This window comes from Saccharopolyspora sp. MMCC62, from assembly GCF_057736575.1.
Genome location: NZ_JBYKCM010000013.1, coordinates 25168 through 37391 on the forward strand (window position 1 = coordinate 25168; position 12224 = coordinate 37391).

11 protein-coding genes are annotated in these 12224 nt (G+C 74.4%); 5 read left to right on the plus strand and 6 right to left on the minus strand.

Features of this window, described 5'->3' with window-relative positions; translation table 11 throughout:
- Window positions 1-124: 124 nt before the first annotated feature.
- The 5 genes from AC29IT_RS25360 to AC29IT_RS25380 form a co-directional block, all read right to left on the minus strand.
- Complete coding sequence (locus AC29IT_RS25360) at window positions 125-1009, minus strand: aldehyde dehydrogenase family protein (RefSeq protein WP_358439205.1); 885 nt, start codon at window positions 1007-1009, stop codon at window positions 125-127.
- Window positions 999-2432, minus strand: a complete 1434-nt coding sequence (locus tag AC29IT_RS25365) for an aldehyde dehydrogenase family protein (RefSeq protein ID WP_488220347.1) — start codon at window positions 2430-2432, stop codon at window positions 999-1001. The genes AC29IT_RS25360 and AC29IT_RS25365 overlap by 11 nt, the downstream gene beginning before the upstream one ends.
- Entirely contained in the window at window positions 2429-3406 is a 978-nt protein-coding gene (deoC, locus tag AC29IT_RS25370; RefSeq protein WP_358439200.1) for a deoxyribose-phosphate aldolase, read from the minus strand. Before deoC ends, AC29IT_RS25365 begins: the two co-directional genes overlap by 4 nt.
- Before the next feature lie 72 nt (window positions 3407-3478).
- Entirely contained in the window at window positions 3479-3799 is a 321-nt protein-coding gene (locus AC29IT_RS25375; RefSeq protein WP_488220348.1) for a CU044_2847 family protein, read from the minus strand.
- Window positions 3800-3878: 79 nt separating this feature from the next.
- Entirely contained in the window at window positions 3879-7814 is a 3936-nt protein-coding gene (locus AC29IT_RS25380) for an nSTAND1 domain-containing NTPase (RefSeq protein ID WP_488220349.1), read from the minus strand.
- Window positions 7815-8026: 212 nt separating this feature from the next.
- Here AC29IT_RS25380 and AC29IT_RS25385 point away from each other — a divergent pair, with 212 nt between their 5' ends.
- The 5 genes from AC29IT_RS25385 (at window position 8027) to AC29IT_RS25405 (ending at window position 11790) form a co-directional block, all read left to right on the plus strand.
- The gene (locus AC29IT_RS25385) at window positions 8027-9160 is read left to right on the plus strand and encodes a glutathione-independent formaldehyde dehydrogenase (protein WP_358439192.1); all 1134 of its coding nucleotides are present in this window, start codon (window positions 8027-8029) and stop codon (window positions 9158-9160) included.
- Window positions 9161-9267: 107 nt separating this feature from the next.
- Window positions 9268-9891: a uracil phosphoribosyltransferase gene (gene upp / locus AC29IT_RS25390; protein WP_358439190.1), complete on the plus strand. Its 624-nt coding sequence runs from the start codon at window positions 9268-9270 to the stop codon at window positions 9889-9891.
- Between the two features lie 49 nt (window positions 9892-9940).
- Window positions 9941-10147, plus strand: coding sequence for a type II toxin-antitoxin system VapB family antitoxin (locus AC29IT_RS25395; protein WP_488220350.1), 207 nt, complete (start codon window positions 9941-9943; stop codon window positions 10145-10147).
- 14 nt (window positions 10148-10161) lie between these two features.
- Window positions 10162-10542 (plus strand): type II toxin-antitoxin system death-on-curing family toxin, encoded by a 381-nt coding sequence (locus tag AC29IT_RS25400; RefSeq protein WP_358439184.1) that lies wholly within the window; start codon window positions 10162-10164, stop codon window positions 10540-10542.
- 78 nt (window positions 10543-10620) lie between these two features.
- Window positions 10621-11790, plus strand: coding sequence for a glycosyltransferase family 2 protein (locus tag AC29IT_RS25405; protein ID WP_488220351.1), 1170 nt, complete (start codon window positions 10621-10623; stop codon window positions 11788-11790).
- A 58-nt stretch (window positions 11791-11848) separates the two neighbouring features.
- On the opposite strand, the gene AC29IT_RS25410 is transcribed toward AC29IT_RS25405, so the two are convergent.
- A complete protein-coding gene (locus AC29IT_RS25410; protein ID WP_358439178.1) occupies window positions 11849-12187 on the minus strand; it encodes a hypothetical protein in 339 nt (112 codons plus the stop codon).
- Window positions 12188-12224 lie beyond the last annotated feature (37 nt).

A 12224-nucleotide genomic window follows, 5' to 3' on the forward strand; every position in this document is an offset into this window, starting at 1 on the left:
GGACCGCGGCCGCGAGGTCGGTCCGGCGGTCCACCTGCTGAGCAGGTGGCGCCCGTCCGGAACGCGGCACCTGGCGGCCAACGCGTTCCGCCGTCGCAGTCCGCCGCCGCGCGGCGGCGAGCGGTCAGGTGCCGATCGGGTGCCAGGTGGTCTTGATCTCGGTGAACGCGCGCAGCCGCGCCAAGCCGGGGGCGGCGGCCCAGTCCGGTTCACCGCGTCCGGCGCGCAGCACCCGCTTCACGCTGCCCGCGGCGGCCCGCTCCAGCTCCGGGCGCAGTTCCGCGTCCGCGCCGGTGAGGTCGAGCGCATCGACCTCGCCGTGCGCGGCCAGCCACGGCCCGAGCTCCGCGGCCCGCCCGGTGAGCAGGTTCGCCGCGCCACCCGGTACGTCGGAGGTCGCGAGCACCTCGGCCAGCGTCACCGCGGGCAGCGGGCGTTCCGCGCTGGTCACCACGACCGCGGTGCAGCCCGTCGCCAGCACCGGCGCGAGCACGCTCACCAGTCCCAGCAACGAGGAGTCCTGCGGGGCGAGCACGCCGACGACGCCGCTCGGCTCCGGCACGCTGAACGAGAAGTACGGCCCCGCAACGGGATTCGCCGCCCCCAGCACGCCCGCGATCTTGTCCGTCCAACCGGCGAACCACACCACCCGGTCGATCGCCGCGTCCACCACGGCGGCGGCCGCGTCCGCACCGAGGCCCTCCGCGGCGCCGACGTCCGCGGTGAACTGGGCGCGGCGGCCCTCCATCACCTCGGCGATGCGGAACAGCACCTGGCCGCGGTTGTAGGCGGTGGCCCCGGACCAGCCGGGGAACGCCCCGCGCGCGGCCACCACCGCGTCCCGCAGGTCCTTGCGCGACGCGTGCGCCACGTTCGCCAGCGGTGCTCCCGCCGCGTCGCGCACCGGGTACACCCGGCCGGACTCGGAGCGGGGGAACTTCCCGCCGACGTAGAGCTTGCAGGTCTTGGCCACCGCGACCCGGGCGGGCTCGTGCTGCTCAGACGTCAAGGTATGCCTCCAGACCGGCGCGGCCGCCCTCGCGGCCGAACCCGGATTCCCGGTAGCCGCCGAACGGCGCGGTCGGATCGAACCGGTTGAACGTGTTGGCCCACACCACGCCGGCGCGCAGCCGCTGCGCCGCCCACAGCGCGCGGGAACCCTTCTCCGTCCACACGCCCGCGGACAGGCCGTACGGGGTGTTGTTCGCCTTGGCGATCGCCTCGTCCGGGGTGCGGAACGTCAGCACCGACAGCACCGGGCCGAAGATCTCCTCGCGCGCGATGCGCATCGACTGCTGCACCTCGCCGAACACGGTGGGGGAGAAGAAGAAACCGCGCTCCGGCAGCGGGCACGAGCTGCTCCACCGGGTCGCGCCCTCGGCCTCCCCGGCCGCGACGAGGTCGGTGATGCGGGCCAGCTGCTCGGCCGAGTTGATCGCGCCGACGTCGGTGTTCTTGTCCAGCGGGTCGCCGACCCGCAGCAGCTCCACCCGGGAGCGCAGCTTGCCGAGCAGCTCCTCGGCGATCGACTCCTGCACCAGCAGCCGCGATCCCGCGCAGCACACCTGGCCCTGGTTGAAGAAGATGCCGCCGACGACGCCCTCCACCGCCTGGTCCAGCGGCGCGTCGTCGAACACGATGTTCGCGGCCTTGCCGCCGAGCTCCAGGGTGAGCTTCTTCCCGCTCCCGGCGAGGGTCCGCTGGATCTCCTTGCCGACCGCGGTGGAACCGGTGAACGCGACCTTGTCCACGTCCGGGTGCGCGACCAGCTGCGCGCCCACGTCACCGGCGCCGGGCAGGACGTTCACCACACCGGGCGGCAACCCGGCCTCCTGGCACAGCTCGCCGAACACCAGCGCGGACAGCGGCGTGGTCTCGGCCGGTTTCAGCACCACGGTGTTGCCGCAGGCCAGCGCGGGGGCGATCTTCCACGCCAGCATCAGCAGCGGGAAGTTCCACGGGATCACCCCGGCGGCCACGCCCAGCGGCCGCGGCTCGGGGCCGTACCCGGCGTAGCCGAGCTTGTCCGCCCAGCCCGCGTGGTGGAAGAAGTGCGCCGCGGCGGTGGGGATGTCGGAGTCGCGGGACTCCTTGATCGGCTTGCCGTTGTCCAGCGTCTCCAGCACGGCCAGCTCCCGGCCGCGCTCCTGGATGAGCCGGGCGATGCGGAACAGGTACTTCGCGCGCTCCGCGCCCGGCATCGGGCCCCAGGTGGTCTCGAACGCGCGCCGCGCCGCCCGCACCGCGGTGTCCACATCGGACTGGCCGGCGGTGGCGACCTCGGCGAGCGGTTCGCCGGTGGCCGGGTTGATCGTGGTCAGCGGGGTGCCCGCGCCGTCGGTGAACTCGCCGTCCACGAACATCCGGTACCGGTCGCGCAGGTTCGCCACGGCCGCCGACTCCGGCGCGGGCGCGTACTCCCAGTCGCTCATGCGTCCACCGCCACGTGGTGCGCGGCCGCGTAGTGGCCGGTGCGTTGCGTTCGTCGTTGCATCAGCAGATCTCCCAGCAGGCTCGACGCGCCGAAGCGGAACAGCGCCGGGGTCAGCCACTCCGGCCCGGCGACCTCGCGGACCGCCACCAGGTAGCGCATCGCGTCCTTCGTGGTGCGGATGCCGCCCGCCGGCTTCACCCCGCGCGGCTCACCGGTGCGGTCCCGCCAGTCCCGCACGGCCTGCAGCATCAGCGTCGTCACCGGCAGCGTGGCCGCGGGGGAGACCTTGCCGGTGGAGGTCTTGATGAAATCGCCGCCCGCCAGCAGCGCCAGCCAGGACGCGCGGCGCACGTTGTCGTAGGTGGCGAGCTCGCCGGTCTCCAGGATCACCTTCAGGTGCGCGTCGCCGCAGGCCGCCTTCACCTGCTGGACCTCCTCGAAGACCTGGCCGTAGCGGCCGGACAGGAACGCGCCCCGGTCGATCACCATGTCCACTTCGGACGCTCCGGCGGACACCGCGAGCGCTACCTCGTCCAGCTTCACCTGCCGGGCCGACCGGCCGGACGGGAACGCCGTCGCCACCGAGGCCACGCCGACGCCGGAACCCGCCAGCGCCGCCACCGCCGTCGCCGCCAGGTCCGGGTACACGCACACGGCCGCGACCGGCGGGGTGTCCGGGTGCTCGGCGTCGGGGCGGCGGGCCTTCGCCGCCAGCGCGCGCACCTTGCCCTCGGTGTCGGCGCCCTCCAGCGTCGTCAGGTCCACCATGCCGATCGCGGCGTCGATCGCCCACGCCTTGGCGTCCTTCTTGATGCTGCGGGTGGCGAGTCCCGCGGCGCGCTGCTCCAGCCCCACCTGGTCCACGCCGGGCAGGCCGTGCAGGAATCGCCGCAGCGACCGCTCGTCCCGGGTGACCTCGGCGAGTTCCGGCGGCAGCGCGCCGGTGCGCGGACCGTCCAGTGGTTCGACCATGCCGCGCAGTCTAGGTCAGCACCGCCGCGGTGAACGGTCCGTTCGCCCGCCCGGCTCGGTCGAACGGGCCACTCACGAGCCCGTCGGCTCCCATTCCAGCGTGACCGTGAAGTTGGCCTCGCCGGAGGTCTTCGCCACCGCGAGGTTCGCCTCGCCGGTGAGCTTGACGCCGAACTGGACCTTGATCTTCGAGGGGGTGGTGTCCATCGCGCGGAACTCGTCGAGCACCGCCTCGGCGGCCGGGCGGACCTTGCCCAGCGATTCCTGCAGCGTCTCGGTGGCGCGCCGCACCACGTCGCCGCGGCCGACGCGCTGCGCGCCCGAGGCGTCCTCGGCGGCCTCGATGAGCACCTCGCCGCCGCCCGCCAGCGGCATGCTGACCACTTGACCCATGTTCCGCTCCCGTGCCGGTGAACCGATCCGAGATCAAGTTAGCGGCCCGGCGGGCCGCGGCGGGGCCGATCGGCGCGGATCACCGGTCGTCCAGCACCGAGCAGGGGCGGTCCGGGCGGGAGTCGGCGGGCAGCAGGGCGCGTTCCTCCGCGGTGAACTCGTGGTCGTCGATGCGGCACAGCTCGCCGACGAGCTCCCACGGGTCCAGCGGGACGCGCACCGGGTCCTGGTCCTGCCAGCTGACGACCAGCGACCGGCCGTCGGAGGTGGTGGTGGCGTCGGTGAACGCCGGCTGGGCGATCGTGCGGCGCTGCGGGGTGAACCACACCTGCGGCGCCGAACCGTCCTCCACCAGCAGCGGGGGGACGAAGGCGGCCACCGCGGAGAGCGTCTCCAGCTCGGACACCACCCGGCCGCCGTCCAGGTCCACGACCCGGGCCTGCGTCGAGCTGGAGACCACCAGCTGCGCCCCGTCCGGCGAGGCCGTGAGACCGGTCGCGTCCTCACCCGGGACCGGGATGGTGCGGATCGCGCGCGCCGGGCCGCCGGGGGAGTCCAGCCGCCAGAGCTGCACCGAGTCGCCCCGGGCGAGCACGAGTTCGCCGGGATGCCCGGGCCGGGCGAGGAGCGCACCCGGTTCCTGCGGCGGCACCGGCGTCGCGGGCAGCGGGTCGGCGGCGAGCCGCTGCCCGGTGCGCGGATCCAGCCGCAGCAGCGCATCCGCGGCGAGCACGGCGACCTCGCCGGGCCCGAGCTCGGCGATCGGCGGCGGATCCTCCTGCGGCGGCAGCGGAATCTCCCGTTCCACGTGCAGGTCGTCGGCGCGGTACACGACCAGCCGGTCCGGCCGCGTCTCGTACAGCAGGGAACCGTCCCCGCTGAACAGCACCTCGGTGTTCCCGCCCGCGGCCGGGCCGCGCGCGAGCACTTCGCTGCGGCCGCGGCCGAGCAGCAGCAGCGCCCCGTTCTCGTCGAAGGCGGCGGACTTCGTCCCGTCCGCGGAGGTCGCCTGCGGCTTCGACACCCCGCCCGGGTCGGGCAGGCCCAGCGCGGGCGGCAGGGTGGCGGCGAACAGCGCGTCCTGCTCCAGGAAGACGGCGGTGACGGTCCCGCCGGCGCCGGGGAACGCCGTGATCAGCCGCCCCTGGGACACCGGGCCGTTCACCAGGTCGAGCGCGTACCGCAGTCCCGTCTCCCCGTCCAGCAACGTCGAACCCCGCTCCACCAGGTAGCGGCCCACCCGGTCGGTGGTCAGCGGGCAGTCCGCGCCGGGCTGCCGCCGCGCGGTGGTGCGCGTCGCCACGTCCAGCACCACCGGTGGTTCGCCCCGGCCGCAGCGCAGCACCTGGGCGCCGTCGCCGAGCAGCCCGTTCGCCACCGCGTCCGAGCTGACGACGTCGAGGGCACCCCGAGTCGCGGTGAGCACGTCGCTGCCGGGCACCTGGACCACGACCACCGCCGGATCCCCGGTCGGGTACAAGGTCGAGATCGAGTCCAGCGGTACCCGCGGCGACGGCAGCGCCGCGCGCGTCGCCACGTCCCACAGCACCGGTCGCACCTCGGTGCCCGGAGCCGCCGCGCTCCGCGAGGGCAGGTACAGCAGGTGCCGTCCGTCCGCGCTGAAGTGCAGGACCGGTCCCGCCCCCGAGGTGTCCGGGGGCACCGACGGGGCCGGGCCGGGCAGCACCCCCAGCTCCCGCCCCGTCGCCGCATCCCACAGCGACACCGCGTTCCACCGGTCCGACACCGCCACGAGCGCGCCGTCCGGGCTGAGCTCCGCCGCGACCACGTCCCGGGTCGGCACGGTGCGCACCTGCGGCCGCGCCCGGTCCGTCCCGCGCACCACGTGCAGCGGGGTCGGACCGACGTGTCCCGAGGTCAGCGCCAGGACCGAGCGGCCGTCCGCCGACGCCGACGCGCCGCTCAGCTCCGCGGGCGGGATCGGCAGCGCGCTGCGCACCCCCTGCAACCGCGCCCGCTGCTCCAGCAGCAGCCCCCACGCCGACGGATCACCCGGCGACTCGTGCCAGGCCGCCAGCGCGAGTTGCAGCGCCAGGCGCGGCCGCGAGATCCGCTGCTCCCGCGCGGCCGCCACCAGCTGCCCCGCGTTGATCTGGTGGATCCGCTCGCTCAGCGACCGGTTCCCCCGGTACAGGCCCAGCGCCAGCAGCGAGGCGACCAGTGCCAGCACCACCGCCAGCGCGGTGATCGTCCACCACTGCCTGCTGCGGCGGCGCGCGTGCCGTTCGCCGTGCCGGATGAAGTCCTGCTGGTCCGGGGTCAGCCAGTCCGCGCGGTCGCGGAGGTGCTCGGCGGCGGTGACCAGCGCGGCCCCGCGCAGCAGCCGCTCGGGGTCGCGCCCGGAGTCCAGCCAGCGCCGCACGCCGCCGCGCAGCTCCTCCTGCCAGGCCACGAACTCGGCGTCGGCGCGCAGCCAGCCGTCCAGCCGGTCCCAGTGCGTGATCAGCGCCTGGTGCACCAGTTCCACCCGCGGTTCGGCGCCGTCCTCGATCACCAGCAACCGGCGGGCGGCCAGCTCGCGCACCAGGTCGTGCAGCCGCGGCGGGATCTCGCTCCACCGCACCGCGCTGCGCGCGAAACCACCGCCGTCCCGCCTGGTGAGCAGCACCAGCAGCCGCCGCGCCGCGTCCCGGTCCCGTTCGGGCAGCGCGGCGAACGCGGCGTCGGCGGTGCGGCGCAGCGCGCCCCGCACCTCGCCGGTGCGCTCGTAGGCGTCGTGGGTGAGGAAGCCGCCGACCCGGTGCTGCCACAGCAGGTCCAGCACCAGCGAGACCAGCGGCAGCGAACCGGGTTCGGGCGGCGCGTCGGCCAGGATGCGCTCCACCAGGCCAGCTTCGAAGGCCAGCCCGCCCGTCTCCGCCGCCGGTCCGGTCATCGCGGCCCGCAGCTGCGCGCGGGTCATCGGGCCGAGCAGGTGGGTGCACTCGTTGAGCCAGCTCGTGGTGCGGGCACCGGCCAGCTCCTCCAGCGAGCCGGGGCGCAGCGTCAGCACCGGTCGCGGGCCGCCCGCGGGCTGGTCGGCCAGCCGTTCCAGCAGGGCGCGGGCGGCGGTCGGGTCGGCGCTGGTGTACTCCTCGAACTGGTCCAGGAACAGCAGTTCCGCGTCGGCGGGCACCGCGGCCAGCACCGCCTCCGGCGTCGTCCCGGGCTCCGGGCGCAGCGCGTGGACCCGCGTGCCGCGGGCCCGCAGCCGCGGCAGCAGGCCCGCCCGCACCAGCGAGGACTTGCCCGCCCCGGACGCCCCGGCCAGCACCAGCCGCCCCTCCCGGTCCAGCACCGCCAGCACCGCGTCGACGTCCTCATCGCGGCCGTGGAAGAACGGCGCATCCCGCTCCTCGTAGGCGCGCAGCCCGCGGTACGGGTCGACCAAGCCCGCCTGCCAGGACTCGCCGAGCTCCGCCGTCGGCAGCAGGTGCGCGGTGGTGTCGCTGTCGGTCGCCGAGGTGACCACGATGCCGACGACGCAGCGCAGCGCCTCGTCCCACACCGGGGTGCCGCTGTAGCCGGGCCGGATCGTGGGCTGGTGCGGGTCGGCGCGCATCTGCCGCCAGCCGGTGCCCTGCGCGCCCAGCAGCTCGCCGGTCACCCAGAGCCCGTCGTCGTGGCCGCGGGGGAAGCCGAACACCCGGAACGGGTGCCGCCAGACCTCTCCGGTCACCCGGGCGGGCGCGGGTAACGCGCCCGCGGGGGCGGGGCCGGTGAGCCGGAGGATCGCCACGTCGCCGCGGCCGTCGGAGCGGATCGGGCGCCAGTCGGCGACCTCCGCGTCGACCGCGGGGGCGCCGGGCAGCAGCGGGAACTCCAGCCGGATGACGCCCGGCGGTGCGTCCGCGGCCTCCGCGTCGGCGCCGAGCGCGGTGGCCGCCACGTGCGCGCAGGTCGCCGCCCGGTCCGGGGCGAGCAGCACGCCCGCACCGACGACCTCGCCGTCCGCCCGCAACCGGACCAGTGCGGTGCTGAGCGGGTCCTGCTGGTGCTCGTCGTCCGGCCGCACGCGCCACCCCGGTTCTCGCGCCGTCGATCACGTCCGCCGGTGAACCTAACCAACGGGGTGCCGCGGGCGGTGCGGTTTCCCGGTTCCTCCCGGAATCGCAACCTCCCCACTCGAACGGGGGACGCTAGGTCGTGCGGTGCGGGGTAGTCCGGAAGCAGCGCGCATCGGCACGGGGCGCGCACCGGACACGGGTCCTCCGGAGGTGGTTCCCCATGAAGGCAGTCGTCTACCGAGAACCGTTCGCCGTCGCCGTCGACGAGGTCGACCGACCGGCCATCCAGCACCCCGGCGACGTGATCGTCCGCGTCACCTCCACCGCGATCTGCGGCTCCGACCTGCACATGTACGAAGGCCGCACCGCCGCCGAACCGGGCATCGTGTTCGGCCACGAGAACCTCGGCATCATCGACGAGGTCGGCGACGGGGTCGTGAGCCTCAACCGGGGCGACCGGGTCGTGATGCCGTTCAACGTCGCCTGCGGGTTCTGCACGAACTGCACGGCCGGGAACACCGCGTTCTGCCTCACCGTCAACCCCGGCTTCGCGGGCGGCGCCTACGGCTACGTCGCGATGGGTCCGTACACCGGCGGGCAGGCCGAATACCTGCGGGTGCCGTTCGCCGACTTCAACTGCCTGGTGCTGCCGCCGGACTCCAGCAAGGAGTCCGACTACGTGCTGCTGGCCGACATCTTCCCCACCGGCTACCACGGCTGCGAGCTCGCGCAGGTCGCACCGGGCGAGACCTGCGCGGTCTACGGCGCCGGGCCGGTCGGGCTGATGGCCGCCTACTCGGCGCTGCTGCGCGGCGCGTCCCGCGTGTTCTGCGTCGACCGCATCCCGGAACGGCTCGCGAAGGCCGAGGAGATCGGCGCCATCCCCGTCGACTTCAGCGCGGGCGACCCCGTCGAGCAGATCAAGGACCTGACGGAGGGCGTGGGCACCGACAAGGGCGTGGACGCCGTCGGCTACCAGGCGCACACCGCCGACGCGGGCACCGAGGAACCCGCCGTGGTGCTCAACTCGCTGATCCACACCGTGCGCCCCACCGGCAGGCTCGGCGTCCCCGGCCTGTACGTGCCCGCCGACCCCGGTGGCCCGGACGACAACGCCAAGCAGGGCATGCTGCTGGTCGCCATCGGGAAGATGTTCGAGAAGGGCCAGGTCGTCGGTACCGGGCAGTGCAACGTGAAGCGCTACAACCGGCAGCTCCGCGACCTGATCACCGCGGGCCGGGCGGCGCCGAGCTTCGTGGTCTCGCACGAGCTGTCGCTGGCCGAGGCGCCGGACGCCTACCGCAAGTTCGACCAGCGGATCGAGGGCTACACCAAGGTCGTCCTGCACCCGTGACGGCGGCCGCGCCGGCTCCCCGCCCCTCGGGGACCGGCGCGATCCGGCGCACATCCGCCGGTCTCCGCCGCCACCCGCGGCACACCCGGCCGTTAGTGTCCACGGCCATGGACGTTCGGGTCGTGGACCACCCGCTGGCGAAGTCGAGGCTCTCGACGATGCGCGACGCGCGCACCGAGAACGCGGCCTTCCGCGCAGCGCTGCAAGAACTCACCCTCATGCTGATCTACGAGGCGACCCGCGACGCCGAAGTCGCCGAGGCGCCGATCCACACCCCGGTGGCCCGCACCACCGGCTACCGGCTGGCGAACCCGCCGCTGCTGGTGCCGGTGCTGCGCGCCGGGCTCGGCATGGCCGACCAGGCGCACCGGCTCATCCCGGAGGCGCAGATGGGCTTCGTCGGGCTCGCCCGCGACGAGGAGACGCTGCAGCCGACGCCGTACCTGGAATCGCTGCCGAAGGACCTCTCCGGCCTCCCGGTGCTGGTGCTGGACCCGATGCTGGCCACCGGCGGTTCGATGCTGCACACCATCCGGCTGCTGGTGGAGCGCGGTGCCACCGACGTGACCGCCATCTGCACGCTCGCGGCGCCGGAGGGCGTCCAGCACCTGGCGGACTCCGGCCTGCCGCTGCGCGTCGTGACCGCCAGCGTCGACGAACGGCTCAACGAATCCGGCTACATCGTCCCCGGCCTGGGCGACGCGGGGGACCGCGAGTACGGCGCGGTGTGACCCGGACGCTGCTTGGACCGGGTGGTATCAGCGAGATACCATCCGGTCCATGGCCATGACGCTGCGGCTGACCGACGAGGAGAGCGCTCGGCTGGCGGAGCTCGCCGCCGTCGAAGGCCGCTCCAAGCAGGAGATCGTGCGCGCCGCGCTCGCCGAACGGTGGGCCCGGCAGCGCAAGGACCAGCAGCTCGGCGAGGTCGTGCAGCGGGTGCTGCCGCACTACCGGGGATTGCTGGACGAACTCGGACCCGCATGATCGATCATTGATCGGTGCTGGTCTACCTCGACGCTTCCGACCTGCTGCTGCTCGCCACCGCCGTCACCCGGGGTGACCTGGTGGTCCGGGACAGCGGCCTGCTCGACTCGGCCGCCTACCGGCCGCGGGCCGAAGTGCTCGGCGTTCCCGCCTACGAGACGTTGTGGCTGAAGGCGGCCGCGCTGCTGGACTCGCTGGTGCGCACCCGGCCGCTGGTCGAGGGCAACTGGCGGCTCGGCTGGGTCGCCGCGGTCGCGATGTGCGACGTCAACGGCTGGTGGATCGACGCGGACGAGGCCGAGGCGCTGCAGCTGGTCCGCGACGTGGGCCGGGACCACCGGGAGGTCGCCGAGATCGCCGACTTCCTGGAGCGCTCCGCCAAGCCCAAGGGCTGATCACGGCCGCGCGGTGTTCCTGGAGTGTTCGCCCGAGCGATCTCGGGTGTTTCGCCCGTTTCGTGGCACGCTGGACCGGTGGCTCACCGAAGATCCGCCGTCGCGACCGCGCTGCTGGGCGGAGCGGTCGCGGGGGTCTGCTACCGCAGCGTCCGCACCGTGCGCCAAGTCCGTTCGCTGGTCCCGCTGCACGAGGCGCCACCGGAACCGGGCGTGCTCCCGGCCGCGGTGACCGTCGTGGTGCCCGCCCGCGACGAGGCCGCCGTGATCGACGACTGCCTGCGCGGCATCCGCTCCCAGACCTATCCGGACCGGGATCCGGCCGCGCTGCGCGTGGTCGTCGTCGACGACGGCTCCTCGGACGGGACCGGCGAGCTCGCCCGCGCGCACGCCGCCGCCGACGAGCGGGTGCGGGTGGTGCGGGTGGCAGGCCCGCCGCCGGGCTGGGCGGGCAAGGTGCACGCGATGCACGTCGGCGTCGAGGCCGCCGGGCCGCCCAGCGCGGGGGAGTGGCTGCTGTTCGTGGACGCGGACACGGTGCTCGCCCCCGACCTGCTGAGCAGGCTGCTGGCCACCGCCGAAGCCGTGGACGCCGACCTGGTCTCCACCCCGGGCGGGCCGCCGCCGCGGCGCTCGGCGGCCTGGCCGCTGCTGATGCCGCCGGGGCTGCAGATGATCGGGGAGAACGCGGCGCCGGACGGGCGCGGGGCGAAGGCCTTCGCCATCGGGCACTGCATCCTGGTGCGCCGCTCGCACTACGAGAAGATCGGCGGCTGGGAGTCGATGGCCGCGCTGCGCAACGAGGACATCGCGCTCGCCACCTCGGTCCGCGACCACGGCGGGACCACGCGGATGGTGGACGGGCTGGACCACGTGAGGACCACCGGCATGGACCCGTTCGCGCAGGGCTGGGCGTCGTTCCGGAAGAGCTTCGTGGCGGGAACCCGGCAGTCGGTGCCGGTGCTGCTGGGCGGCGGGCTCGGCCAGGTCGCCCTGTCGCTGGCCGCACCGGCCGCGGTCGCGCTGGGCCTCCGGCACAGGCGGCCGCTGCTGGCCGCGGCCGGGGCCGTCGGCTGGGTGGCGCAGGGCGTCGCGCACGCGCACACCGCGCGCTACATGCGGGCCGGGCCGGAGTGGGCGCCGCTGGCGCCGTTCACCGGCGCGCTGTTCGGCGGGGTGCTGCTGGACGGGGCGGTCCGGGTGCTGCGCGGGACCGCGTCCTGGAAGGGGCGCCGCAGCGGGGGCTGACGCCCAGGTGTGGCCCGCTCCGCGGAACGGGCCACACGGTGGGGGATTCCGTCAGAGATCAGTCTTCGACGTGATCCGATTCGTGCTTACGGAGGGCGAGTGGCGCGCCGGCCAGGTCCTCTTCGTTGCAAAGCAACTTCAGTTCGTAGTACGGCGCACCTTTGCGGTCGTCGTAGTCCAGGTGGACTGCGATGACGTCCACGGCCTCGCCCAACCAGGACTGCGCTTCGCGCAGCCAGCGGGCGGACCGTTCCAATGCGGACGGCAGATCGTCGTCGCGGAACTCGACCGGCCGGTAGGGCACCCCGTGCACCTGGTCCCCGGGATGTTCGGGCTGGGGCAGATCAACGGAGACACCGGAGTCGTCGAGTTCGAGTTCGATCGTTTCCTCACTCACCGTGAAAGGGTAACGCGTGGCCGGTGACCTGGTCGAA

What these genes read in the sequence shown, in the direction of transcription:
- AC29IT_RS25365 (WP_488220347.1), bottom strand. Translation starts at nt 2,432, where the DNA reads ATGAGCGACTGGGAGTACGCGCCCGCGCCGGAGTCGGCGGCCGTGGCG.
- deoC (WP_358439200.1), bottom strand. Translation starts at nt 3,406, where the DNA reads ATGGTCGAACCACTGGACGGTCCGCGCACCGGCGCGCTGCCGCCGGAA.
- AC29IT_RS25375 (WP_488220348.1), bottom strand. Translation starts at nt 3,799, where the DNA reads ATGGGTCAAGTGGTCAGCATGCCGCTGGCGGGCGGCGGCGAGGTGCTC.
- AC29IT_RS25385 (WP_358439192.1), top strand. Translation starts at nt 8,027, where the DNA reads ATGAAGGCAGTCGTCTACCGAGAACCGTTCGCCGTCGCCGTCGACGAG.
- upp (WP_358439190.1), top strand. Translation starts at nt 9,268, where the DNA reads ATGGACGTTCGGGTCGTGGACCACCCGCTGGCGAAGTCGAGGCTCTCG.
- AC29IT_RS25395 (WP_488220350.1), top strand. Translation starts at nt 9,941, where the DNA reads ATGGCCATGACGCTGCGGCTGACCGACGAGGAGAGCGCTCGGCTGGCG.